Here is a 23,006-nt window from a genome sequence, read left to right on the forward strand (position 1 = left end):
GTCAGGCCTCGCCATCGTATACGGCATCGAAGAAGGCCAGTTCCAGCGCAACTGTGCGCAGGTAGAAGTCGCGGCTGAGCTCGGCCTCCTTTGGCCCGACGCGGTCAAGTTCAGCTTGCAGGAACGCGACAAAATCCTCGAAGAACGGGTTGACATGCAAGGTGATCCACTCAGCGTGGACGAAATGCTCGGGCAGTGGCTGCGGCGCCTTCTGCGCCCAGTCCAGGTACAACCCCTCGGCCACATTCAGCACCGCCAGCGCTGCCGCATAGGAGCGGCTTGCCGCCGCCTCGGCCATGATCGCCTTGAAGCCTGCGGTGGGCGCGCTGTCGGCAGGCTCGTCGCGCTGCGCCGGGCTTACAGCGAGGGCCTCGAATGCACGCAGGAAATAGGTGTTTTCGTCACTCGAGATCATCCCGGCAAAACGGCCCAGACGCAGGCGCGCTTCAAAGGTATCGGCTGTGGCAATCGCCGCACCGAGCAGGGTCAGAAAGCTGTCGAGAAAGCGATGGTCCTGAATCAGGTAGCGGACCATAACCGGATCCGCCAGGGAACCATCACATAGCTGTCGCACGAAGCGGTGGCCAACGGCAGCCGACCAGGTCGGTTCGCTCTGCTCGCGCAAATAATGGGTAAAACGTTCGCTCATGCTGCTGTCCTCTGGGAGGTGGCAGCGAGGCCAGGCGGGTGGTGCATGGTGCGGCCTCGCAGTGAGGCCGGCGCAAAGGCAGGTCGGCTGTCCCATCCCTTCGCCGGCATGATCCGGATCAGGTGCTAAGGGTCACCGCGCTGCATCTTGCCAGCGGTTTCTCAGCCCGTCTCCGGGCTCCCCTTGGTAGCGCTCAGGTATACCGCAGACGCAGGCCAGTTGTCACGGCACGTTGGCTGCAAGCCCAGCAAAAGGTATGCTAGGCGAACATAGCCAATTGCCACCACTAGAGCCGTGCAGTGATCGCGCGCCAAGGAACCCGCTTTGCCCAGCAACCCCACGCGCCAGACCATCGCCCGCCAGTGGCAGTTGCTCAAACTGCTGCCTGACCGCCACCCGGGCATGAGTTCCAATCAGTTGCAGCAGGCCCTACACCAGGTCGGCCATGGCACCAGCAAGCGCACGGTCGAGCGTGATTTGAACGAGCTGACCGAGCTGTTTCCGGTGCGCTGCAACAGCAAGGGCACTCCATATGGTTGGTACTGGCAGGCCGAGCTCAGCACCGAGCTGCTGCAGCAGCCGCAGCCCAGCGATCGTTGCATGGCGCAACCGATCACCTTGCGGGCCTGGGTGACGCCGGGGCTGGCGCGGCAGTTGGCAGCGCAGCCGCTGTCGGACGACATGTTGCTGGAGCCGCTTGCCGAAGGCGACGCCAGGTTGGTGGCCACGGTTGCCTATGACCAGGCCCTTTTGAGCTGGCTGCTGGCGCATGCCGGCTCGATCAAGGTGAGTGCCCCGGACAGCGTGCGTGAGGCTCTGCTCGAAAGGCTTCATCAAGCACTGCTGTTGCACGAAAGCGGCTAAGTCAGCGCTGCGAGTACGCTCGCAAGCATCCTGGATCTGCGATTAACGCCGCACAAATCATTGGCGCCAGCGCTAAACGTCACCGGAAACGGCGGCGAGTTAAGTCAACTTGATAGACTGACTTGTCGTCGGGGTTGGGTTTCCAGCGCTGAACAACACGGCGCATCGTTTTAGGGCTGCTCAGCAGCCCTAAAACTCACAGCCACAGCGTTACCACCTGCCCAAACCTCCTTGCCATAGGCTACTGTTCCCCCTTGCGCGTCGTTCAAGCCAAGGAATCCCTATGCCGCATCGCCTGTTACTGCCGCTATTGCTGCTGTGCCCGCTCGCCTCTGCCGCCGATGCACCGCAAAAAGACGCCACCAGCTTCACCCGCCAAAGCAATCAACAATGGTTGCAGCGCCTCCCCTTCAACGACCGCGCCGATTTCGACGCCGCTCAGCGCGGCTTGATCGAGCGCTTCGATGGCCGCATCGACAATGCCGACAGCCAACCGGTGTGGGACCTGCAGCGCTACGCCTTCATCAACGGTGAAGCGCCTGCCACCGTCAACCCAAGCCTGTGGCGCCAAGCCCAACTGAACGCCATCGCTGGCCTGTTCCAGGTCACCGAGGGCATCTATCAGGTACGTGGTCTGGACCTCGCCAACATGACCCTGGTCGAAGGCGACAGCGGCCTGATCGTGATCGACCCGCTGCATTCAGTAGAAACCGCCCGCGCTGCCATGGAGCTGTACTTCAAGCATCGCCCGCGCAAGCCTGTGCTGGCGGTGATCTACAGCAACCCGCAGGTGAGCAGCTATGGTGGCGTGCGCGGCGTCGTCGACCCCGCCGAGGTCAAGGCCGGCAGGGTTCAGGTGCTGGCACCGCGCGGTTTCTATGCGCAGGCCATCAGCGAGAACGTGCTGGCGGGCCCGGCGATGCAGCGCCGCGCCGAATACCTGTATGGCAACGCCCTGCCCCGCGGGCCTCGCGGCCAGGTCGATGCAGGCCTGGGCAAAGACATATCCAGCAACGCCACGATCAGCCTGATCGCCCCCACGCGGGAGATAAGCAAAGCGCTCGAGACCGTGCGCATCGATGGCATCGACATCGAATTCCAGCTCACCGCAGGCCAGGACGCGCCGGCACAGATGAACCTCTGGCTGCCGCGCTTCAAGGCGCTGGCCATGGGCGAGAACGTCGCCCACAGTCAACTGAGCCTGCTCGACCTGCGTGGCGCACCGGTGCGCGATGCCAGAAGCTGGTCGCGCTACCTCGACCAGACCTTGGTGCGTTACGGTGAGCGGGCCGAGATCGTCCTCGGCCAGCATCACTGGCCAACCTGGAGCGGCGCGGCAGTGCGCGAGTACCTTGCCGACCAGCGTGACCTGTACGCCTATATCGATGGCCAGACGCTACGCCTGATCAATCAGGGCCTGACCCCGGACGCAATTGCCGCGCAACTCGCCACGCTGCCCCCGCGCCTGGCCAAGCGCTGGTACAGCCGCGATTACTACGGCTCGCTCAGCCTCAACGTGCGTGCGGTCTATCAACGCTACATGGGAAGCTACGACGGCAACCCCGCTACCCTCGACCCACTGCCACCGAGCGACACCGGCCGGCGCTATGTCGAAGCCATGGGCGGCGCCAACCAGGTGCTGAGCCTGGCGCGCAAGGCATTTGCTTCAGGGGATTACCGCTGGGTCGCCGAGCTGACTCGGCAATTGATCTACGCCCAGCCCGGTAACAGCGCAGCACGTCAGCTGCAGGCCGATGCATTCGAGCAACTCGGCTACCAGAGCGAGAACGCAACCTGGCGCAATGCCTACCTGAGCGGCGCACAGGAGCTGCGCGACGGTGTTGCCGCAAGCCCAGCCCCCGGCAACGTCGATGACATGGTACGGGCCCTGGCAGCGCCACTGTTCTTCGATCTGCTCAGCGTGCGCCTCGATGCGCAAAAGGCAGCCGAGCAGGACCTGACCATCAACTGGCGCTTCACTGACCTGGGTGAAGATTATGCGCTGACCGTGCGCAACGGCGTGCTGACCCACCGCGACCGCACGCGCCACCGCCGTGCGGATGTCGAGGTGAGCATGAAAAAAGCCACACTCGATCGTATCGCCTTGAAGCAGACCGGCTTCGTCAAAGAGGTCACAGTGGGTGATATAAGCATCAGCGGCGAGCGGATCAAGTTCCTGCGTCTGATGTCCGGGCTGGAAGATCCGCAGGGGCGCTTCGAGCTGGTCGCGCCTTAAGCGCGGCGCTGGGCCGTAGCCTGCTGGCTGCGGCTCAGGCATGCGTAGCCAAGGCCCAATACACCGATCGCCAGTGCACCGAGCAAGGCCAGCAGCAGCTGGCTGTAGCTGGCAATGGTGGCAGGCAGGCCGACGAACTCGCGGTAAGCGAGAATCTGCGCCTCGCCGTCAGCGTGGCGAATGCTCAGGCCGCCCTGTCGGATCTGCGAGTAGTCCGAATCGAAGTACACCCACACCTTGCAGTCTTCGCGCCCGCCGATGGTGGCGATGTCGATCAGGTTGGTCGCCGCCTGTGGGATGATGTCGTTGCCGTCATCGTCGCGCACCTGCACCAGGCCCTTGGCCGGCAAGCGAATCTGGACGTTCCTGAGTGGCGCTTCGCGGGTGTTCTTCAGCTCTATCACCAGGCCGGTACGATGGTCGACCAGGCCTGCCTCGAACGGCTTGGCAAACAACGCCAGATACGGCGCCTGGGCCGCGTCCACCAGCTTGTCGACCTGCTGATTGCTCAACTGGCCCTGGCTGATATCGCTCATCTGCCCGTGCAAGCGCTCGTAGCGTAGCATTTCGTTGGCCGTGCTGATGCGCTCGCTGAACTGGCTTGGGTAGGTCAGGTAGGAGTAGGTAAGCCGCGCTTCCAGCGCTGGGTCCTGCTTGAATGCCAGATACAGGCCGCCTGCACAGGCACCAGCGACCAGCAGGCCAACGAGGGCTTTACCGACTTTTTCCCAACTCACCTGGGCGTTTCCTTATTTCGCTGTAGGGGCGATGCAAAATCGCCGGCCAAGCGTGCCACTGATCGCGCTCAGGGGCAAATGCGAATTAGACCGATCGCCAGCCATCGCCCACGCAGATAAGCCTGCGCGGGCGATGGTCAGGATCAAGCCAGGCGCTGCACCTGGGCCGGGGTGCGGCGCATCAGCACCTTGCCATTGCGCACTGAAACCAGTGCGTAACCCTGGCTGCGGACCATCTCGTAATCATCCGGCGCCGACAGCACCAGCAGATTCGCTGGCCGTCCGACCTCCAGCCCATAGCGCTCGCCAAGATTGAGGGTGCGCGCGCTGTTGTCGGTGATCAGGTCGAGCGAGCGCTGCAGGTCTTCGTAGCCGAGCATGTGGCAGATGTGCAAGCCGGCCTCGAGAATGCGCAGAATGTTGCCATTGCCCAGCGGGTACCACGGGTCGACGATCGAGTCCTGGCCAAAGCACACGTTCATCCCGGCGCGGTCGATTTCGGCGACGCGGGTCAGGCCACGGCGTTTGGGATAGGTGTCGAACCGGCCCTGCAGGTGGATGCTCTCGGTCGGGCAGGAAACAAAGTTGATACCCGACATTTTCAGCAAGCGGAACAGCTTCGAGCAGTAGGCGTTGTCATACGAACCCATTGCCGTGGTGTGGCTGGCGGTAACCCGCGCACCCATGCCGCGCACCCGCGCCTCCTCGGCCAGCACTTCAAGAAAGCGCGACTGCGGGTCGTCGGTCTCGTCACAATGTACATCCACCAGGCAACCGCTGCGCTCGGCCAGGTCCATCAGAAACTTGATCGACGACACGCCCTGATCACGGGTGTTCTCGAAGTGCGGGATACCGCCCACCACATCCGCGCCCATCGCCACCGCCTCGGTCATCAAGGCGCGACCATTGGCGTACGACTCGATGCCCTCCTGCGGAAACGCGACAATCTGCAGGTCGATCAGGTGGCGCACTTCTTCGCGCACTTCAATCATCGCCTTGAGTGCGGTCAGCTTGGGATCGGTGACGTCGACATGGGTACGCACATGCTGGATGCCGTGATCGACCAGCATGCCGATGGTCTTGCTGGCGCGGGTCTTGGTGTCTTCATGGGTATTGAGCTCTTTGCGCTCGGCCCAGCGCTCGATGCCCTCGAACAAGGTACCGCTCATGTTCCAGTTGGGCTCGCCAGCGGTGAGGGTGGCATCGAGGTGAATATGCGGCTCGATAAAGGGCGGCACCACTAGGTTGTGCTCCGCGTCGATATCACTGGCGTTATTCAGCGCCAGCGGCCCGCTCTGCGCCTGGATCGCAGCGATGCAATCGCCTTCGAGTTCGATGCGAAACAGCCCGTCCTTGCCACGCAGGCGTGCATTGATGATGTTCATGGTTCTACTCCTTGCCCTGGGCTGCGGTCATGCGCCATATGAGCATAGCGACCGCAGCATTCATACGAAAAAGCGGATCATCGAGTGATTGTCCGCTCAGTTGTTCGATTCTGCCGATGCGTTGATTGATGGTGTTGCGGTGCAGGCCCAAGCGCGCGGCGGCCTGCAAGGCGTTGCCGTTGGCGCCCAGCAGGGCATCGAGGGTGTGCAACAACGCATGGGGATGCTTGCGCCCGGTTTCGATCAGGCGACCGAGGGTTTGGCTGACGAAGCTGTCGATCAGGCCGCGGTCGCTGATCCCCTGCAACAGGCGCAGCACGCCCAGCTCGCTGAAGTCGCACAGGCCGCTGGCCGGGCGCAGGTGCTGGGCGACGTCGAGCGCCTGACGGGCTTCGTTGAGTGCCTGGCGATAGTGCGCGCAATCCTCGGCCAGGCAGGACATGCCCAGATATACCCCGGTGTCACCGGCAATAACCCGCAATTGCTGATGCAACTGCGCCAGCCCACCGCGCAGGTTCGGCACGTCAGGCAGCAATAGCACGAACAGATCGCCCGGCAACTGTGCCGTGACAGCGCCAGGCTGGGTGCGACACCATGCTTGCAGGCAGTCTTCCAGCGCTTGCTGGCTGGCCTGCCAGAGGCGCTCGGCTTGCTCCGGAGCATGCTGTTCGAATACCTCATCGCCTGCCAGCCGCAGCGCCACCAGCCGCCGCGGCTCGTCCAGCGCCAGCTGCAAGTGCGCGGCGCGTTGCCGGGCGATGGCCAGGCTTGGATAATCGCCGGTCAGCAATTGCCCGATGATGTCATCCCGCGAGCGGCGCGCTTGCGCCATCTGCACCAGCGCCGTACCGATCAAATGGGTCACCACCACCATCTTCAGCGCGTAGGGCTGCTCGATCAAGCTCAGGCCCAGTTGCTCGGCGCGTTCGATCACCTTCGGTGGAATCTGCTGAATGAAGCTGCCACCAGTGAGGATCACCAGACCGGCGATGCCCACCGCGTCGCCATCCTCGACCAGGCTCAGCAGATTGGCCTCGCCGCGCGGGTGATTGATGCCCGTAACGAACACCAGTTCACCGCCCATCACCCATTCGGCAATACCCTCGTTCTCGGCCACGTAGGGCCAGCGCACCCGCCGCTGCAGGTTGCGTTGGCCGGCGCGCACGGTCATCTGTGCAAGCCCGGGCAGGCGCAGAATTTCTTCCAATGCCAGGCTCACGGCTCGACCTGCGCCAGCGCCCGCCGCCGACCGCTCAGCTCAAGCAGGACGATATAGCACAGCGCCGAAGCGCCAATTCCCACCAGCGGCGCGACCCACGGCGAGCTGTAGGCCAACAGCGCACCGACGGCGTAGGCAGTCAGCCCCTTGAGGTTGTAGCGTGGCAACTGAACCGAGGCCAGCGCCGGGTACTTGCCGCGGTGGCGGTACCAGAAATCAGCCATGATCACCCCGCCGACCGGCGGAATGATCGAACCCAGCAGCACCAGAAACGGGATCAGCAGCTCGTACATGCCGCCAATCGCCAAGAGGATGCCCAGCCCCGCCGCGACCAGAGTTGCCGTGCGCCGGCGTTCGCTGCGCAGGAGATGGCAGGCCGCTGCCGAGACGTTGTAGATGGTCGGCCCCTGGATGGTCCACAGGTTGAGGCAGAGCATGATCACTGCAGCGAACGACAAGCCCTGCAGGATCATCACCTCGACGATATCGGCCTGCTGATAGACCATCGCGCACCATGCTCCCGCCACCACCATCAAGCCATTGCCGAGCAGAAAACTGACCACACTGGCGGTCACCGCGACCCGCCCGCTGCGCGACAGGCGCGTCCAGTTGGTGGCTTGAGTCGCACCGCTGGCGAAGGTGCCAAAGACCATGGTCACCGCCGCTGAAAACGTCATCGCCTCGTGCGGCACCACCGCAGCCAGGCCAGCAAAACCACCGGCGTCGCCGGTAGCGATGTACATCGACACCAGCAACAGCACGAACATCAACGGCACCGACACCCGCGACAGCAGGTCCAGGCCCTTGAAGCCAATGATCGCGGTAATGCTGAAACCAAGACCGAACAGCACCATCAGCGGCACAGTGAAGCCCTCAGCCAGGCCCAGGATTTTCACCAGCACGATCGCCACCGTCGCGGTGCCCCAGGCGTACCAGCCCAGCTCGGCGAAACCCAGCAGGAAGTCCGATAGCCGGCTGCCCGCCTCGCCAAAGCAAAAGCGCCCCATCAATACCGTGTTGAGCCCGCTGCGCGAGGCGATGAACGCCAGGCTCGCGGCGTACAACGCCAGCAGTGAGTTGCCGATGGTGGCGATCCACAGCATGTCGACGAAATTGAACGCCATGCCCAGCTTGCCGCCGGCGAACATGGTGCCGGTGAAGAAGGTGAAACTAAACAAAACCATGGCGATCGGCAGCAGGCCCTTGCGGGCTGACTGCGGGGCTTCGGATAACGGGAATTCGCTGGGCGCGCTCATCGATGCTGCTCCGGGTAGTGGATGGAGCAGCTAGAGCAATATGCGGGCCGCTTCGAAGGGGCCGCTGATCTCGCAAAAAGCGTGCGTCTGCCACAATGATCACTGTGCAGTCAGCACACTTTCTTCAACATGACGGCCTCAGGCGTGTGCTTTATGACTCATCCCAAGGCAACCCTGCACCATTCAGGCGCATTGCTATGGGAAGTTGGGAAACGAGCGTTGTGCTGTCCAGCCACTACGAGATGATCTGGAATCAGCAGACCACCAGTGTCAGCAAGCTGGTTTCCGGGGCCTGAGTATTAGCCACGCTGGCACCGCCCTGGGTAAATATTGTTTATCTACGATCGTCGATTGTCAGGCGATAGCGGCAACGGCATGATGCCCGCCGAATTGCTCAAACAAGGAACGTCCCCGTGCAAACCTCAGCATCATCGCTGCCCTCAGCGGTAGCCCCTGCGCCGTCACGCTATAACGTCTTCAAGCGTCTTGGCATGCTGGCCCTGGCGCTCATCATTTACCTCGCCGCAAGCGTGCTGGTTGTCCTGCCCGACCCGTCCGCGCCCCTCACCAGCCAGAAGCTGATCAACTCGGTAGGCTATGCCGCGATCGGCCTGTTGGTGCTGCTGTGTTTGCAGTACCGCAAGCAAGGCCTCAGGCAGGTGATCCTCGGCCAGCACTGGCGGCGCCCGTTGCTGTTCGGTCTGATCGCCATGGTCGGGACCTACACGCTGTGCGCGCTGCTGATGCACCTTTTGCAGATACCCCGCGAAAGCTTCATGGTGCACTTCTACGACGGCCTAGGCCCGGCCCAGATCGCCCTGCTCTGCCTGACCTTGGTGCTGTTCCCGCCGGTCGCCGAAGAGCTAATGTTCAGGCACTACGTGATGCGCGTGTTTCCGCTGGACAGTGGCCGCTTCTGGCAGTGGACCGCGATCGTGGTCAGCACGTTGGTGTTTGCTGCGCTGCACAACCAGTACGACAACCTGATCACCTTGGTAACGCTGGTTGCCGTCGGTTTGATCCTCGCCATCGCACGTATAGCCAGCGGCGGTTTGCTGGTGCCGGTGTTACTGCATGCCTCGGCGGAGGTGGTGGCGATTTCGATCAATTATCTGCAGATGGATTGACCGCCGGCTGATCGCGCCAGGAAGTCTGAACGTTGAACATATTCGCCGCTTTGGCAGGAAACGGCTCTATGTAAATGGCGGCCAGTCCCACATGCTTGATGGCCTGGCCGCCGAGGCGCGCTTTCACTCGGCACCAGGCGGAATGCCATCCTTGTTCTTGTCCTTGAGCCGAGCCTTTTCCTCTTCGGTGGAATGAGCCGGCACCTGGCTGTCTTTCTGGTCGTCTTTTGGATCGGTCATCGCAGTTTCCTCAGTGTGTGGTCGTTGGGCAGTCCACGTGCCGAGCAGTTCAGATTGAGCAGCCCAGCCAACTCAATCCATGGACAACGCCACGCCCTTCAGTGCTAACCTGCCGCTTCAAGTCGCCATCACCGGATCAGCCATGAGCTTAAACTGGCACTCAGGACCAATCACCCGCGCCACCCCATTGGACGCTCAGTACCGTAACACCCAGAAGGTCCGCCAATTCCTGATTGCCGAATGCGGCGAAGCCTTCAAATTCGACCGTACGTTCATGGCCTGGATCAAGAGCGGCGCGCCAGCAACCATGGGCGATGTCGCCGACGAGTGGTTGCGTACCCATGCCTGAAGCCAGCCGGCCATAAGGCTGACTGAGCACAACTGCAACATCTCGCCTTCTTCTGTCGTGGCGACCATCGAAGCGCAGGGAAGCAAGACATGATGTTATGGAACGCACTACCGCTGACCATGCTGACATTAATCAGCATTCCTACACATGCAGCCGAGAACAACAACCCGTTCCAGGCTGCACTGATGATCACTTCCCTGGCACCCTGCATCATCGTTTCAGGCGCGCTCGCGGGCACTACAGCGATCCCAGATCTGTTCAAAACCGCGAAAAGCGATGCCCTCACCTTCATCGGTTCTGACGGCATCATCCGCGGCGCGCAATTTGAACAAGCATCACGCTATTATCGCTCGACACACAGCGAGCCGATGATGTCCGACATGCAGCTTGCCCAGGTGATCGCCACCTCACTGTGAGATCGAGCACGGCGCTCATTGCGCCTGCTGTAACGTTACCGTGCTGCCGCCAAGCCCACCGCCGAGTGGGCTTTTTTACGTCTGAATGAAGCTCCGATCACGCCTTCGGCGAGCAAGAAGCATCAACGTGCTCAGTAAAGTATTTGTCAGTTTTGTGTAAACAAAATTGGGCAATTACTTTTAAATGGTTCTCATTTGCGATACCGTCCGACCCCGATTGCATTCTGCCTCTTGAATCCAACCGATCGACAAGGACTGTTCCACGATGCCACGCCCACCGTTCTGCCGTGCCCTGCTCACCCTGGCGCTGATCGCCGCAAGCCCTGTTCAGGCCGAAGAAACCCTCGAGCTAGAGCCGCTGCCTGCCACTGAACTGCAAGCTTCGTTCGTCACCGCTAGCGGCGGCGGCACTGATGTGCGCGATGCCCCGGCCAGCGTCAGTGTCATCACCCGCGAAGAGATCGAGCGCCAGCCGGTGTACGACCTCAACACCCTGCTGCGGCGTATCCCCGGTGTGACCGGCGGCTTTGGCCCGGTGGGCGAGCAGTCGAAGATCAAGCTGCGCGGCCTGGACGACAAGTACACGCTGATTCTGGTGGACGGCAAACGCATCGGCAGCTCCGCCGACACCAACTACCGCCGCGACCTGGGCCGCCAGGACATCAACTGGATCTCGCCGAACATGATCGAGCGGATAGAGATCGTGCGCGGGCCGATGTCGTCGCTGTACGGCTCGGACGCCATGGGCGGCGTCATCAACATCATCACCCGCAAGGTTTCCCGTGAGTGGAGCGGCTCGCTCAACGCCAACACAACCATCCCGGAAGACTCCGACCGCGGCCAGACCAACCAGACCAGCGTCAACCTGTCCGGCCCGATCACCGAATCGCTAGGCCTGCGCCTGGGCGCCAACCTCACCCGGCGGGCGGCCGACGAAGTCGAACCGCGGGTCGATACCCTCGGCGACTTCGTCTACAACGACGGCGCTGGCGGGGCCAAGGACCACAGCGTCAACGCCCTGCTCAACTGGCAAGTCAACGACAACCACCAGCTGTCATTCGAAGCCACCCAAGGCGTGGAGCGCTCCTGGTCGTCGAAAAAGACCTTCGGCGACTGGGACGAAACCATTGGTGAAGGCTTTGGTGCTGCGCGTCTGACCCGAGACAGCTTCATCATCTCGCACAACGCGGACTGGGGCTTTGGCACCTCGCGGATCGACGCCTACCTGAACAAATTCAAGAACGACATCAGCTGGGGCAAGGCCAGCTCCGAGGAAAAGATCGTCGAAGGCAGCCTCAACATCCCGTTCGATCTGCTGATCAACCAGCGCCTCACCGTTGGCGGGCAATGGAAGCGCGAGCAACTGACCAACACCGACACGCTGGGTACCGTCCCCGTCGATTATCAGGGCAAGCCAGTCAGCGGTGCGGACCTTGAGGGCGACTACTCGGCGCTGTTCATCGAAGACGAACTGTTCCTGCTCGACAACCTCTCGCTGACCTTGGGCAACCGCTTCGACCACAGTGACGAATATGGCAACCACAACAGCCCGCGCGCCTACCTTGTCTACCACCCGCACCCGGACTGGACAGTTCGCGGCGGCGTGTCGCGAGGTTTCCGTGCGCCAAGCCTGAAAGAAGGCAGCGCCGGTGCGGCAACCAACTCCGGCGGTCGCGGCTGCACGTCGCTGCGGCCGCTGGGGTACGTCACCGGCGAATGCTGGATGGCCGGCAATCCAAACCTGCGCCCGGAAATCAGCACCAACAAAGAAATCGGCGTGTCCTTTGACCACGGCGGTTGGGAAGCAGGCCTCACCTACTTCCACACCGACTTCAAGGACAAGATCGAATACGCCCCGCTGGGCAACTTCGAGGGCCGTTGGTGGACCATGCTGGAAAACGCCGACAAGGCCCGCACCCGCGGCTGGGAAGGCAGTAGCAAAGTCCCCCTGTGGGAAAATGCCAGCTGGCGCACCAACGCCACCTACATGCTCGAAAGCCGCAACCTGTCGACCGGCCGCGACCTGATCAGCGCGCCGAAACTGTCGCTGTTCAGCGCCATCGACTGGCAGATCAGCGACCGCATCGGCACCGAGCTGTCGGCGCAGCATGTGGGCAAGCAGCGCGGTTTGGGCACTGACTTCGTCAAGTCGTACACCACCTACGACTTGAGCGCCAACTGGGCGGCGACCAACTGGCTGTCACTCAATGCCGGCGTGCAGAACCTGCTCGATGAAGACCCGCGGGATGAGTCGACCAGCTTTTACGTGCCGGGTCGGGCGTACTTTGTCGGGATGACGACTTTCTTCTGAAGCATGCCTGCTTTCAAACAGGTGGGTGGCAGCTATACGCGGGTTGACAGACCGAGGATGAGGGAACTCGGCGCACACGAGGTGCCCCACGTACAGCCGCCATAAGCGAGCACGTGATTCACTCATCAGTACAGCCTGTCAAAGCCGGTCGCAGCATTTGCGGCGACGGCATGAGGCTAGATGCGCTGAGGTTGGCCTGTAAGAGCTTAAAGGCGCTGGGAATATGTTTGGGAAATGAACTACAGGGAAGCAGGAAAATCAGCCTTTGGACATGATTTGACGCGGCCTGAAACAGGTTTTATTGTCGGGTAATACGTTGTTTCCAAAAGCCTCTGAGGCACTGATGCTCCCTGACTCAGCATTCTATACAGCACGCGGAAGACGCATAGCGCGACTGCGTGGCAAAGTTGGGCTGTGCATGGTCGCAGCACTCTCCTTCCTCGCCGGCATGACTGACGCAGTCGGCTTCACCGCAACAGGTGATTTCGTATCCTTCATGAGCGGCAATACCACCCGCCTTGCCGTTTCAATTGGTGAGCGGGACTACAGCTCCATCCTCACCATCAGCACTCTGATCGGCGCGTTCATCGCTGGCAATGCCATCGGCGTGATCGTCACGCGCCTGGTCGGCCGCCGCTCCTGGCCGTTGCTGCTTTGCGTAGGCACCCTGCTCTGCCTGGCAGGCTTGACCCCTATACCGCTGTTGTCACTGGTGTGCACTGTCATAGCCATGGGCATGATCAATGCAGTGGTCGAGGAAGTGAATGGTTTGCCGATCGGGCTGACTTACGTCACCGGTGCCCTGTCACGCTTCGGCCGCGGGCTTGGCCGGTGGTTGATGGGTGAGCGCAAGCCGGGCTGGCGGGTGCAGCTTGTGCCTTGGATGGGAATGCTGCTGGGAGCAGTTGCCGGCGCGCTGCTGCAAGAGTATCTCGGGATCACAGCCTTTGTGATCAACGGGCTTCTGGTGTTTGCACTCGCCGCGTCCTCGCTAGCCATCCCACGTCGCTGGCAGCGGAACTACATGCCCAGATAGCTCTAGACTTTCAGACAGACGATGTTTAACCAGCGCCCGCTATGCCCTATGCCGGGCCATATGGATGAGCGCAAGTCTACGGCCATCCAGGGATGCTCGTTCTTCGACGGCGAAGGGTAAGAAGCCGAGCTTGGGATAGAGCAGCAAGCCTGCCGTATTCTCGTTGAAGCATGAGATCTGTACTTGCGTGGCTTCGTAGCGCTCGAACGCAAGGGCAGTCATCGTCTCCACGAGGAAGCTTGCCACGCCTTTACCGCGCGCCTCTGGGGCAACGACAACATTGCCTATGCAACAGACCCCACCCTTTTCGGCACGATAAAAATTGGCAAAGCCAACGACGCGGTCCTGCATTTCAACAACTGTTGAGTCGAACCGTTGAGCTATCGCAGCAGACAGCTGATCCTCTGTCAGAGGATAGCGAGCCTTCGGAAACATGTAGAACAGCTCGCTGTGGTTTTGCGCAAAACCACAGATGGCTTTGATGTCATGGGCCATTACCGGCCTGTGTTGCAGCAGCATTTCGCCTCCTTGAGAAACACGTATTGACCTTCCCTGCTCATCGCAGCCATCACAATTTAGAATTGCTAGGGACACCTGACCCGTTTAATACCACGATCTCAGAGCCGGGAAGCTGCCTCATGTCCCCGAAAGCAAAGACTTGAGCGCTTGCAAGGCTGATCAACAGCGAAGCGCAAAACTGGATGAAAGATATGCAGTGTCGTTTTTGAATTTGCTCATCAACTTTTGTCATGAAGCTCAGCCGGCCAAGCGCTCATGAACCACATGATTCCTGGAATCATCAGGTAGACCCAATACGTGCTTGGGTAAATGCAGATACCGACAGCCCAGACGGCAAGCAACGTTCCGCCCGCTCGCCGACGTCGCCGCGGCGTGAACCACTCCTGAAACGCTTTATGCCTCTCCCGCCAGCCCATTACCACTCTCCTTGTTTGGTAAGCGGAGGATATCATCCCTCAAGCGATGAGTGCCTCCCCCGCACAGGCGGCGCCTGCATGCCCGCAAGAAGGTGATGACTGAATCGCCCCGGGTTTCGCAGACACTTCTTTGCCTTAAACTGAGGCCAATTAGGAGGTGCCATGAGCAACCCACGATATCCCGAAGAATTCAAAATCCAAGCGGTCAATCAAGTGACCGAAAAGAAGCTGCCTGTCGCTGATGTGGCGGCTCGTCTCGGCGTGTAGACGCATAGCCTCTATGCCTGGATAAAGCGCTACAGCAAACCTCAAGAAGAACGGCAGCAGGACGATGATCAGCACGCTGAACTGCGTCGTCTGCGAGCAGAACTCAAGCGCGTCACTGAAGAGCGAGACATATTAAAAAAGGCCGCCGCGTACTTTGCCAAGGAGTGCGGCTAAGTACGCCTTTATCAGGCAGCACGCGGGCGACTATTCGATTCGACGGCTTTGCCTGACGCTGAAGGTCCATCCCAGCGGTTACTACGCCTGGCTGTCTGAACCGCAATCTGTGCGCGCCAAAGACGATCAGCGACTACTGGGCTTAATCAAGCATTGGTGGTTGGAGAGCGGCGGCGTTTATGGGTATCGCAAAATCCATGACGATCTGCGCGAGGCAGGTGAAGACTGTGGTCGCCATCGTGTGGCAAGGCTGATGCGTCTTGAAGGGTCTGCGCTCTCAGACAGGGTATCGACGCCGCCCTGGCAAACCAACAATCAGCTGTCGCCGGTAGAGTTTGAAGCTTGCAAGGTGTCTAGAGAGTCCGGGGGGATTCAGTTTTAAGTATAAGCAGCCATGCTGCCACCGTCCGCGGTTGAAGGTTGCAAGAGCGCGGCCGTATGCAGCTAGGATCTCATGATGCCGGTCAGTACCCACAGACTTGGCCAAACCCCGAACCCTCGCGACAAGGCCTTGAAACTTGGCGCTCATGCAGCGTCGATATTCGGGTTTGACCAAGATTACGGTATGTCGGTCGGGTCACACCTCACCGCTGCGGCTGTGGAGCTAGCCAGCATGGAGTCAGCCCTCCTCCAGCAGTATCGCTGACCATCGGTCTTTGAAATGCAAAAAGCCCAGCGCGGGACTGGGCTCTGTCGACTTAATCCAAAGGATCAGATGATCACTTGAGCCCCAATACGGAGATTATTCCCAGGGATGCTTTTGATATATGTAACGTTTAACAGTGGGTGAACCTGACAAATCCGGCGGCCCTTGCCTATTCACACTCCGAAAGGGCGGATTCTGTACGTAACGGGCGCGATCCTCTGAACGATTTTTATCGGCTTGATCTTGTTGATCACCTTGATAGTTATCTTTATCAGCCGGCATGCTTACCAGCCTATCACTATCGATCCCATATCTATCTCTGGACATACGCACCTCTCAACGCTCAGAAACTCTGAGCTACATCGAGTATGCGCCTATAAAAATATGGAATTTTTCTATTAGACCGCCGGGCCGACTGAAAGCGGAAGGTATGGTCTGTCGCACATCCAACGGGGATCGCCTGCTTCAGCCGGCGCCAGAACACCCCGCTTGGCCTGCTTGAAGGTCGGAGCACCGTACCAAATCTCGTCCTCGACACTCACGCCCCACCCGCAGCCAGGCGTGCCGCGCGGCGCATCTCTGCCTTGCCGAGGAAGGTCTTGCCGAATCGACGCCCACACACCGCATCACGGAAGCGCGCCTCTGGCTGAAACCCCCAGCAACAGATGCTCGCCTGCTTCGGCGTCAGCTTCACCGGCGGATCATAGGTGCGGACTTCAAACCCGAATTCTGCTTTGACAGAGGCAACGACTTGGGATGGCGTGTCAAAGCAAGCGAGCGCCGGTACCACAAAGGCTTTCACGTCGCCTCTGAGTGCGGCCGTAGGTGGACATCCGTCAAAGTACTGTCAAAGTCAGGCCGACTTGAGCAGACAGGTTCCGCAGGCCGTCGAAATGTTGATCTTGGCCACCTCAGACGGCCGGCTTGCAGCGTCAATCAGCTGCTGTACGTCATGACTGGTGCCGTAGCGACGCACCACGCCGACAAACTCCTCGACGTCATGCCCACGCATCTCAAGTTTGGACAGGCCGTCTTGGGTGAATGCCAGGGCGCCGTACTTATCGAGCTTGTGCGCTATGTGGTAGAGCTCGTGCTCGACGAGGGCGCAGAACTCAGCCTCGGTGTATTGGGCGCAATAGTCAGCGGCAAGGGTGATCAGGAACTCTGGCTCTTCGCCGAACCAGTCACGCATCTGTTGCTCTTGCCGGGCCTTCTGCCAGCCACCGGCGCGGATCATCAGCTGCTCGGCCTGGCCCAGCACCGTCCTGCCCTTCTTCGCGAATGCAGAGGACGCCCACAGCACGCCGACATTGGCGTCGATGAGGTGACCATGCTCTTCGTAGTGGATGCTGCCGGTGGTGGCGAGTATCTCGGCCTGGATCCACTCCCAAACTTCGGGGGCTGGGGTCAGGCTGATGCCGAAGTCGGACAGATCGGACAGCTCAAGCAGTGACGATGGTGGATATGGCCTATCCATAGATCACCTTGGGCTTGAAATAATGGCGCGGCAAGAATTGCTTCGATGCAGGGGATAGGGATTCGCACGGGGTCTGACGTTCGACGCAGGCTAGGCATGATCATTAATTCATCCGGCCTAACATTCAGCGCGCTCATCCAGATAGCGGCATTACTGACCAACACTGTTAGTTTTGGGCATCACACACAGTGACCCTCACTCCCGTGGCCACAATTTCGTACTCAGTCTCAGAAATCTTTTTCACGTCACCACCGTGTTGCATTTCGAAATGCTTCACACCTTCATGTCGAACCATGCCTCGTGATGAGCGCTCAACTGTCTCATCCTGATAGATGTTAATCACGTACTTCACATTGTCCGTGCCTACACCCGTGAACTTTCCAACGTATTTATCTGACATGTCCTAACTCCTTGCGTGAACCCTCAAGGTAGCTGGTGCTGACATATCGATCCACACCACTGAGCAGATCAGCTCAACATTAGGTTGGTATGCGCCAAATCGTGCTTGTTTGGAAGAGACACGCCCCAGCCCGGAAGGCTCGTTCAATCGCCTCCCAGTCGGGTTGCTCTGTTGTCATGGTTACCTCAGTCGGCTGCGTTGATCATCTTTGCGGTCTGCTCAAGCGCGTAGGCCGCCATCTCAGCTTTGAGTAGTGCCGGGCCCAGCTCCACAGCGCTGAAGAGCCCGGAAGTCTCTGCCTGAGCACGCAGAGCAGTTACTGCGCTCATTCCCATGGCGTCCTGAGACCCATCCCGACACGGTTCCCTGCTTCACCCCTAACGAATTAGCGGTCTTGACCTGTCCACCGAAATGGTCGACCAGTTGATCGTAAATGCTCACTGCAAACGCTCTTTATAGGACGTCCTATAACTCTATACATAGGAAAATCTGCTTGACTGCAAGGCAGGCTGATGCAGCCATAGCTAGCGGTTCGCTTGGCTATATTTTCAACGAGTGGGTTTCCGGTAAATTCAATATGCCTACAGATCTCTTCCCAGCTAAAACAAAAGAACCCTTATACAGCCCGGCCCAGCGCCGGGAATGCTGTTTCTGCTGAGCCCCTTCTCTGCTATCGTGTCGCCCTCAGATCGCAATGGAAGCATCAAGGAATGGAGTCATGGAAGACCCTAGCGATTGTCTTTATGGCATCGATCAGCGCTGGCGCTGTAGCGTTTGAAGTCAAGAACCCCGTAGAGAGAACCCTGACAGTCACCACCATGGTCCCAACGATAATCCTCGGTGGAACCACAGCATTCACAGTCTACGGCCCCTCGATGATGATAAAGGCGAAGGACGACGCCCTCGCATTCATTGGCTCAGAAGGCGATATTCGCGGCGCTCAGTTTGAGCAGGCCGTACGCTTTTACCGCACGACATACACGCCTCCTCTGATGACCGACCAGCAGCTCGCCCAGAGCATAGTCACTTCCTACTGATCGCGACCGCTCACGACATTTCCACAGTCGCGCGCCTATGGTCACCACAGCTTCTCGCGAACATTCCTCTAAATCCGCTCTACTCATCGCGGGCCTTTCTTTGCCTGCGTGATGGCGGATAGCCAGAATGTGTAGTGGTCAGCTCATCCCGGACACGGTTTTGAGTTTTTCTTCAGCTTTTGCCGGAGCCAGTCCATCGTTGAATTGATGGGGTCGGATCCAGTTGTAATGGTTCATCAGGTATGGCTAATGTCACTGCCAGCGCTTTGACCACGAGGTCTGCGTCCGGCTTTTCTGATAAGGCCCAGCCCACCACTCTGCGTGCAGAGAGATCCAGAACAACCGCCAGATAGTGCCATTTGCCCTGCGCCCAAATGTAAGTGATGTCGCCACACCAGACCTGATTTGGCGCCTCGACATCAAACGCTCGGTTCAAGGTGTTCGGAATATCTGGCCGCTCCACTGTGGCCTTTTTGTACGCCTGTGATCTTGGCTGCATGCTGACCAGCGCCAGCTCACGCATCAGGCTGCGTACCTTGAATCGCCCGATTTGCTCACCCTCTTCTTGCATCATTGCCTTGATGCTGCGGCTGCCGGGCGCACTTCGCCCTCGCGTGAACAACTCATTCACTCGACTGCGCAAGCGCAGTCGCTCAACGTCCGGAGTTCGTCTTTTGTGACGGTGTGCGTAATAACTTGAGCGAATGACATCGAACACTTCGCACAAACAATCAACGGGCTCATGGGCGCTGAGCTGACGGATCAGCGCGTACGCTCGAGATCTTCCGACATCAAGAGCGCGGTAGCCTTTTTTAGTATCGACTTCTCGCGTTCAAGACGCGTGATGCGAGCTTCCACCTCTTGGATTTTTTGCTGCTCTGGCGTCAACGCTTTGCTGGCCGGCGTGATGCCGCCGAGCTCTTGCTGAAGCTGATTGACCCACCGGCGCAGGGCCGACTCGACCAAGCCGAGTGAACGGGCTGCTTCAGCATGGCTGTAGCCTTGATCGAGCACCAGGCAGGCTGCTTCGCGCTTGAACTCAGGAGTAAAGGTACGGCGTTGCTTGGTCATCAGACACCTCTCTGTGGCGAGCATTCTCGCCTAAATGGGTGTCCGGGGTTGGTAGACCACTAGACTTACTCCTCGCTGAAGGCTGAGACGCTGGCCAAGAGCTAGATAGCATTTACATCAGGGTCGTTACATCTCCTACCTCAACCCGCGCACATCTGATCACCCCGCCAAAGCCGAATATTGAACTGACGTTAACTTCAATCAATTGCTCGGCCTTTCGCGAAAATCCTATTGAATCAATGACGTTCTGATGGTTGAAGTCTTCAACAGAAAAGGTGTGCAAATCGTAGAACAACAGCTCGATCAGGAGGCTTTGGAAACAAACTACTTCGTAGTCTGCTGTCCCTTGGCCAATTTCTTTGTAACGACGAACGTTGACGCACAAACGAGCGGACGAGGAAGCCGCATACCCAACTCCGCTTCGGGACACAGACACTGAAATGACTTCTGCATCGTGAAATCTTGGCCAGAAGCCTATCGCCTTGACTACTTTCTCTGTGTTTTGCACACAGCTTGGCCCATCCATGAGAAACGCTCCAAAACAACACCCTGCATTCTACTCATCGCTGAGCACATGCCTCAAAGCTTTCAAGTGACGATCGACACCGACCTCGAAGCATTCAAACAGCCTACCTCCTACAACTCAAGCCCGCCGACATGCGCGGACATGGAGAGCTATTGCCATGCAAATCGTCACCTTGACCACCACGGTCATCACCCGCTTTGACGTCCCTGAGGGTGTGGGCATCGACCTGAACCGCCACCAGGCGCTGCCCTTTCTCAGTGAAAACGACGAAGACACCGATGCAGTCTGCGTTCTGCAGAACACCGCGCTGAACAGGGTTTACCTGGGCGCCGCCGATGCTCGCTCCCAGTCAGTCGAGGATTCCATCACCGAAGGCTAGGCCTGACCACCAACCTGCCGCCACCGGCGGCGTGGAGACCATAATGAAAAATGAGCTCATCAAGATCAGCGAGTTCCAGCGTAGGAAGTGGGATGCGAACGGCACCCCGCTGTGCTCTCAAGCGATTCGCAATCACCTTCGTAACCGCAAGATCCCAGGCGAGCGGATAGGAAACATCTGGTACGTCGATTGGGCTGCATACCAACGAGTCACCGGATACCACCTAGTTGATATGGTGCTGAAAGGAGCGGCATGATGGTCCCCTGACCAAGGAACAAGGCCAACAAAGGCCTGCCCATGAATCTATATTTCGACGCCCGGAGGGGCACATATCGCTATCGTCGCCCCACCGACGGAAAGTGGTTTCAGTTCGGCAATGATCGAGCTCGGGCTATCGATGCGGCCGCCCAGCTCAATATCACTTTCCTGCGTGGCGGTGATTTGGTGGCCGAGGTGCTCGGCGAAACCACTGTCACCCTGGGCGAGTTCCTTTCAACTTACGAGCGCGACGTGCTGCCGCCACGTGAACTCGCAGAGGCTACGCTCGATCTGTACGCGGTTCGTTTCAAGCAGATTCGGGCTGAACTTGCCGAACGCCCGATCGACCAGATCACGATCAGAATGGTTGCCGAGTTCCTAGAAACCCCTCACGCCACGTGTAAGGAACCAAGCACGCGCGATACTGATCGATGTGCTCAACCACGCAGCAGCAAAGGGCCTGTGTCCGGACAATCCTGCCTCCAACACAATCCCGAAGCTGGAAAAGAAGCAGCGCAAGCGGCACACAGTGGAAGGCTTGAAAGCCATACGGGAAAAATCGCCGCACTGGCTCAAGAACGCAGTCGATTTAGCGCTCATCACTGCGCAGCGCCGCAGCGACATTCTCGATATGAAGTTCGAGGATGTGCGCGAAGGTCACCTGTATGTTGTGCAGAGCAAAACGGAGAAGACGTCCGACGCCGGATGGCTAAAACTGAGAGTTACCGAACACCTCGGCGAGGTGATCACCAGATGCAGAGATGATGTTTTGTCTCCATACCTGGTGCATCGCAGGCCAGAACGGAAGAAAAAGCGAGAGGGGAAAGATCACTGGACGAAGATCGACGAGAGGTTTCTCACGCGAGCTTTCAAAGATGCGAGGGATGCCGCTGGATGTTATCGCGACCTCAAGGAGGAAGAGATGCCAGGTTTTCATGAAGTGCGCGCCCTCTCCCTTCACTTGTACAAGCGAGCCGGGAAGGACGGTCAGAAGACTGCCGGGCATGCGACCGAAGGCATGACCAGGAACTACCAGAAGGGGCACGAGGATGTGGTGTGGTCCGAAGTCGACGCCGACTTGGATATCGTTGAAATAGCCGGATAGTTTTGCGCGCATTTTGCGCAAGTTTTGCGCGCGGCCGCCCATAAAAAAATCCAGCCACCGCTAAGTGTCTGGATTTCTAGGGATTTTTGGTCGGGACGGAGTGATTCGAACACTCGACCCCTTGCACCCCATGCAAGTGCGCTACCGGGCTGCGCTACGCCCCGAACTGCTCTCGATACTGCTGAGAACGGTACAAAATCTACCCTAACCTTTTGATTAATGAAAGCTTTTTTTCGAAAAACTTTCCACTCGTCGGATCAGGTTATTTCTTCAACACCACCAGCACATCTTCCAACTCGACAATCATCTGCCGAATCATCTGCTTGTACTGCGTCGTGTCGTCCTTGGCTTCATCGCTGGACATGCGCAAGCGCGCACCGCCGATGGTGAAGCCTTGGTCGTACAGTAACGCGCGGATCTGGCGGATCATCAGCACGTCTTGGCGCTGATAATACCGGCGGTTGCCGCGACGCTTGACGGGGTTGAGCTGGGGAAACTCCTGCTCCCAGTAGCGCAGCACGTGCGGTTTTACCGCACAGAGTTCGCTGACTTCACCAATGGTGAAGTAGCGTTTGCCCGGGATGGGGGGCAGCTCGTCGTTATGACTTGGTTCCAGCATAGGCCTCAACCCGGGCTTTCAATTTCTGCCCTGGACGAAAGGTGACGACGCGGCGTGCGGTGATCGGGATTTCTTCCCCAGTTTTGGGGTTGCGGCCCGGCCGTTGGCGTTTGTCGCGAAGATCAAAGTTGCCGAATCCGGACAACTTGACCTGCTCGTTATCTTCAAGCGCGTGGCGGATCTCTTCGAAAAACAACTCGACGAGTTCCTTCGCCTCTCGCTTGTTAAGCCCAAGCTCCTCGTACAGCCTCTCGGCCATCTCAGCTTTCGTCAGAGCACCCATGCCG

The 23,006-nt window shown here is 59.2% G+C and carries 23 protein-coding genes, 1 tRNA gene, 4 pseudogenes and 1 riboswitch; of the genes and pseudogenes, 13 read left to right on the top strand and 15 right to left on the bottom strand.

Annotated elements, in window-relative coordinates:
* Nucleotide 1: 1 nt before the first annotated feature.
* Nucleotides 2–649 (bottom strand): TenA family protein, encoded by a 648-nt coding sequence (locus ACIOAU_RS15050; RefSeq protein ID WP_401182932.1) that lies wholly within the window; start codon nt 647–649, stop codon nt 2–4.
* Nucleotides 650–727: 78 nt separating this feature from the next.
* Nucleotides 728–843: riboswitch (TPP riboswitch) on the bottom strand.
* Nucleotides 844–973: 130 nt separating this feature from the next.
* Here ACIOAU_RS15050 and ACIOAU_RS15055 point away from each other — a divergent pair.
* Nucleotides 974–1,513, top strand: a complete 540-nt coding sequence (locus ACIOAU_RS15055; protein WP_220633862.1) for a WYL domain-containing protein — start codon at nt 974–976, stop codon at nt 1,511–1,513.
* A gap of 283 nt (nt 1,514–1,796) precedes the next feature.
* Nucleotides 1,797–3,749, top strand: a complete 1,953-nt coding sequence (locus ACIOAU_RS15060; RefSeq protein ID WP_220633863.1) for an alkyl/aryl-sulfatase — start codon at nt 1,797–1,799, stop codon at nt 3,747–3,749.
* On the opposite strand, the gene ACIOAU_RS15065 is transcribed toward ACIOAU_RS15060, so the two are convergent.
* The 4 genes from ACIOAU_RS15065 to codB all read right to left on the bottom strand — a co-directional run bounded on the left by ACIOAU_RS15065 (nt 3,746) and on the right by codB (nt 8,346).
* Entirely contained in the window at nt 3,746–4,486 is a 741-nt protein-coding gene (locus ACIOAU_RS15065; RefSeq protein WP_401182937.1) for a hypothetical protein, read from the bottom strand. The genes ACIOAU_RS15060 and ACIOAU_RS15065 overlap by 4 nt on opposite strands.
* Nucleotides 4,487–4,629: 143 nt before the next feature.
* Nucleotides 4,630–5,871, bottom strand: coding sequence for a cytosine deaminase (gene codA / locus ACIOAU_RS15070; protein ID WP_401182939.1), 1,242 nt, complete (start codon nt 5,869–5,871; stop codon nt 4,630–4,632).
* 4 nt (nt 5,872–5,875) lie between these two features.
* Nucleotides 5,876–7,090: a PucR family transcriptional regulator gene (locus tag ACIOAU_RS15075; protein WP_220633865.1), complete on the bottom strand. Its 1,215-nt coding sequence runs from the start codon at nt 7,088–7,090 to the stop codon at nt 5,876–5,878.
* On the bottom strand, nt 7,087–8,346 hold the full coding sequence (gene codB / locus ACIOAU_RS15080) for a cytosine permease (protein WP_101320374.1): 1,260 nt from the start codon (nt 8,344–8,346) through the stop codon (nt 7,087–7,089). The genes ACIOAU_RS15075 and codB overlap by 4 nt, the downstream gene beginning before the upstream one ends.
* A gap of 413 nt (nt 8,347–8,759) precedes the next feature.
* On the opposite strand from codB, the gene ACIOAU_RS15085 reads away from it, so the two are divergent.
* The 5 genes from ACIOAU_RS15085 to ACIOAU_RS15105 all read left to right on the top strand — a co-directional run bounded on the left by ACIOAU_RS15085 (nt 8,760) and on the right by ACIOAU_RS15105 (nt 13,825).
* Nucleotides 8,760–9,473, top strand: coding sequence for a CPBP family intramembrane glutamic endopeptidase (locus ACIOAU_RS15085; RefSeq protein WP_220633867.1), 714 nt, complete (start codon nt 8,760–8,762; stop codon nt 9,471–9,473).
* Nucleotides 9,474–9,855: 382 nt separating this feature from the next.
* The gene (locus tag ACIOAU_RS15090; RefSeq protein ID WP_101320380.1) at nt 9,856–10,062 is read left to right on the top strand and encodes a DUF6434 domain-containing protein; all 207 of its coding nucleotides are present in this window, start codon (nt 9,856–9,858) and stop codon (nt 10,060–10,062) included.
* An 89-nt stretch (nt 10,063–10,151) separates the two neighbouring features.
* Nucleotides 10,152–10,478, top strand: a complete 327-nt coding sequence (locus ACIOAU_RS15095; protein ID WP_150571764.1) for a DUF2388 domain-containing protein — start codon at nt 10,152–10,154, stop codon at nt 10,476–10,478.
* 265 nt (nt 10,479–10,743) lie between these two features.
* Complete coding sequence (locus ACIOAU_RS15100; protein ID WP_401182943.1) at nt 10,744–12,789, top strand: TonB-dependent receptor domain-containing protein; 2,046 nt, start codon at nt 10,744–10,746, stop codon at nt 12,787–12,789.
* 343 nt (nt 12,790–13,132) lie between these two features.
* A complete protein-coding gene (locus ACIOAU_RS15105; RefSeq protein ID WP_259074214.1) occupies nt 13,133–13,825 on the top strand; it encodes a YoaK family protein in 693 nt (230 codons plus the stop codon).
* Nucleotides 13,826–13,864: 39 nt separating this feature from the next.
* On the opposite strand, the gene ACIOAU_RS15110 is transcribed toward ACIOAU_RS15105, so the two are convergent.
* Nucleotides 13,865–14,344 carry a GNAT family N-acetyltransferase gene (locus ACIOAU_RS15110; protein ID WP_259073096.1) on the bottom strand — a complete coding sequence of 160 codons (480 nt, stop codon included), beginning with the start codon at nt 14,342–14,344 and terminating at the stop codon, nt 13,865–13,867.
* A gap of 578 nt (nt 14,345–14,922) precedes the next feature.
* On the opposite strand from ACIOAU_RS15110, the pseudogene ACIOAU_RS15115 reads away from it, so the two are divergent.
* Nucleotides 14,923–15,509 (top strand): annotated as a pseudogene (locus ACIOAU_RS15115) (IS3 family transposase); the annotation flags it as partial.
* 1,050 nt (nt 15,510–16,559) lie between these two features.
* Here the strand turns inward: ACIOAU_RS15115 and ACIOAU_RS15120 are convergent.
* The 4 genes and pseudogenes from ACIOAU_RS15120 to ACIOAU_RS15135 all read right to left on the bottom strand — a co-directional run.
* Nucleotides 16,560–16,667 (bottom strand): annotated as a pseudogene (locus ACIOAU_RS15120) (DUF2280 domain-containing protein); the annotation flags it as partial.
* Nucleotides 16,668–16,700: 33 nt separating this feature from the next.
* Entirely contained in the window at nt 16,701–17,324 is a 624-nt protein-coding gene (locus ACIOAU_RS15125; protein ID WP_259073095.1) for a putative metallopeptidase, read from the bottom strand.
* Between the two features lie 166 nt (nt 17,325–17,490).
* Nucleotides 17,491–17,724, bottom strand: a complete 234-nt coding sequence (locus ACIOAU_RS15130) for a hypothetical protein (protein WP_259073094.1) — start codon at nt 17,722–17,724, stop codon at nt 17,491–17,493.
* A gap of 185 nt (nt 17,725–17,909) precedes the next feature.
* Nucleotides 17,910–18,053: a hypothetical protein gene (locus tag ACIOAU_RS15135; protein WP_310504215.1), complete on the bottom strand. Its 144-nt coding sequence runs from the start codon at nt 18,051–18,053 to the stop codon at nt 17,910–17,912.
* Nucleotides 18,054–18,434: 381 nt separating this feature from the next.
* Between ACIOAU_RS15135 and ACIOAU_RS15140 the strand changes: the two genes are divergently transcribed.
* Nucleotides 18,435–18,761 carry a DUF2388 domain-containing protein gene (locus tag ACIOAU_RS15140; protein ID WP_259073093.1) on the top strand — a complete coding sequence of 109 codons (327 nt, stop codon included), beginning with the start codon at nt 18,435–18,437 and terminating at the stop codon, nt 18,759–18,761.
* Nucleotides 18,762–18,899: 138 nt separating this feature from the next.
* On the opposite strand, the pseudogene ACIOAU_RS15145 reads toward ACIOAU_RS15140, so the two are convergent.
* Nucleotides 18,900–19,832, bottom strand: a pseudogene (locus ACIOAU_RS15145) (IS3 family transposase).
* A 112-nt stretch (nt 19,833–19,944) separates the two neighbouring features.
* Entirely contained in the window at nt 19,945–20,358 is a 414-nt protein-coding gene (locus ACIOAU_RS15150) for an immunity 50 family protein (protein ID WP_259073092.1), read from the bottom strand.
* Between the two features lie 157 nt (nt 20,359–20,515).
* Here ACIOAU_RS15150 and ACIOAU_RS15155 point away from each other — a divergent pair, with 157 nt between their 5' ends.
* From ACIOAU_RS15155 to ACIOAU_RS15170, 4 genes and pseudogenes are all read left to right on the top strand, one after another.
* Nucleotides 20,516–20,737: a hypothetical protein gene (locus tag ACIOAU_RS15155; RefSeq protein ID WP_401182949.1), complete on the top strand. Its 222-nt coding sequence runs from the start codon at nt 20,516–20,518 to the stop codon at nt 20,735–20,737.
* Between the two features lie 43 nt (nt 20,738–20,780).
* Nucleotides 20,781–20,993, top strand: a complete 213-nt coding sequence (locus ACIOAU_RS15160; RefSeq protein ID WP_259073088.1) for a hypothetical protein — start codon at nt 20,781–20,783, stop codon at nt 20,991–20,993.
* Nucleotides 20,994–21,034: 41 nt separating this feature from the next.
* A pseudogene (locus tag ACIOAU_RS15165) lies at nt 21,035–21,103 on the top strand (hypothetical protein); the annotation flags it as partial.
* A 325-nt stretch (nt 21,104–21,428) separates the two neighbouring features.
* A complete protein-coding gene (locus ACIOAU_RS15170) occupies nt 21,429–22,100 on the top strand; it encodes a tyrosine-type recombinase/integrase (protein WP_401182952.1) in 672 nt (223 codons plus the stop codon).
* A gap of 87 nt (nt 22,101–22,187) precedes the next feature.
* Here the strand turns inward: ACIOAU_RS15170 and ACIOAU_RS15175 are convergent.
* From ACIOAU_RS15175 to ihfA, 3 genes are all read right to left on the bottom strand, one after another.
* Nucleotides 22,188–22,264: transfer RNA gene (locus ACIOAU_RS15175), tRNA-Pro, on the bottom strand.
* 98 nt (nt 22,265–22,362) lie between these two features.
* Complete coding sequence (locus tag ACIOAU_RS15180; protein ID WP_101320614.1) at nt 22,363–22,719, bottom strand: MerR family transcriptional regulator; 357 nt, start codon at nt 22,717–22,719, stop codon at nt 22,363–22,365.
* On the bottom strand, nt 22,700–23,002 hold the full coding sequence (gene ihfA / locus ACIOAU_RS15185; protein ID WP_002553164.1) for an integration host factor subunit alpha: 303 nt from the start codon (nt 23,000–23,002) through the stop codon (nt 22,700–22,702). The genes ACIOAU_RS15180 and ihfA overlap by 20 nt, the downstream gene beginning before the upstream one ends.
* Nucleotides 23,003–23,006 lie beyond the last annotated feature (4 nt).

It is taken from the genome of Pseudomonas sp. NPDC088322, from assembly GCF_044740745.1.
Taxonomy (GTDB): Bacteria; Pseudomonadota; Gammaproteobacteria; order Pseudomonadales; family Pseudomonadaceae; genus Aquipseudomonas; species Aquipseudomonas shirazensis.

What these genes read in the sequence shown, in the direction of transcription:
- ACIOAU_RS15090 (WP_101320380.1), top strand. Translation starts at nt 9,856, where the DNA reads ATGAGCTTAAACTGGCACTCAGGACCAATCACCCGCGCCACCCCATTG.
- ihfA (WP_002553164.1), bottom strand. Translation starts at nt 23,002, where the DNA reads ATGGGTGCTCTGACGAAAGCTGAGATGGCCGAGAGGCTGTACGAGGAG.
- ACIOAU_RS15130 (WP_259073094.1), bottom strand. Translation starts at nt 17,724, where the DNA reads ATGTCAGATAAATACGTTGGAAAGTTCACGGGTGTAGGCACGGACAAT.
- ACIOAU_RS15155 (WP_401182949.1), top strand. Translation starts at nt 20,516, where the DNA reads ATGCAAATCGTCACCTTGACCACCACGGTCATCACCCGCTTTGACGTC.
- ACIOAU_RS15150 (WP_259073092.1), bottom strand. Translation starts at nt 20,358, where the DNA reads ATGGATGGGCCAAGCTGTGTGCAAAACACAGAGAAAGTAGTCAAGGCG.
- codB (WP_101320374.1), bottom strand. Translation starts at nt 8,346, where the DNA reads ATGAGCGCGCCCAGCGAATTCCCGTTATCCGAAGCCCCGCAGTCAGCC.
- ACIOAU_RS15180 (WP_101320614.1), bottom strand. Translation starts at nt 22,719, where the DNA reads ATGCTGGAACCAAGTCATAACGACGAGCTGCCCCCCATCCCGGGCAAA.
- ACIOAU_RS15060 (WP_220633863.1), top strand. Translation starts at nt 1,797, where the DNA reads ATGCCGCATCGCCTGTTACTGCCGCTATTGCTGCTGTGCCCGCTCGCC.
- ACIOAU_RS15110 (WP_259073096.1), bottom strand. Translation starts at nt 14,344, where the DNA reads ATGCTGCTGCAACACAGGCCGGTAATGGCCCATGACATCAAAGCCATC.
- codA (WP_401182939.1), bottom strand. Translation starts at nt 5,871, where the DNA reads ATGAACATCATCAATGCACGCCTGCGTGGCAAGGACGGGCTGTTTCGC.
- ACIOAU_RS15160 (WP_259073088.1), top strand. Translation starts at nt 20,781, where the DNA reads ATGAAAAATGAGCTCATCAAGATCAGCGAGTTCCAGCGTAGGAAGTGG.
- ACIOAU_RS15140 (WP_259073093.1), top strand. Translation starts at nt 18,435, where the DNA reads ATGGAGTCATGGAAGACCCTAGCGATTGTCTTTATGGCATCGATCAGC.
- ACIOAU_RS15100 (WP_401182943.1), top strand. Translation starts at nt 10,744, where the DNA reads ATGCCACGCCCACCGTTCTGCCGTGCCCTGCTCACCCTGGCGCTGATC.
- ACIOAU_RS15095 (WP_150571764.1), top strand. Translation starts at nt 10,152, where the DNA reads ATGATGTTATGGAACGCACTACCGCTGACCATGCTGACATTAATCAGC.
- ACIOAU_RS15050 (WP_401182932.1), bottom strand. Translation starts at nt 649, where the DNA reads ATGAGCGAACGTTTTACCCATTATTTGCGCGAGCAGAGCGAACCGACC.
- ACIOAU_RS15125 (WP_259073095.1), bottom strand. Translation starts at nt 17,324, where the DNA reads ATGGATAGGCCATATCCACCATCGTCACTGCTTGAGCTGTCCGATCTG.
- ACIOAU_RS15105 (WP_259074214.1), top strand. Translation starts at nt 13,133, where the DNA reads ATGCTCCCTGACTCAGCATTCTATACAGCACGCGGAAGACGCATAGCG.
- ACIOAU_RS15135 (WP_310504215.1), bottom strand. Translation starts at nt 18,053, where the DNA reads ATGAGCGCAGTAACTGCTCTGCGTGCTCAGGCAGAGACTTCCGGGCTC.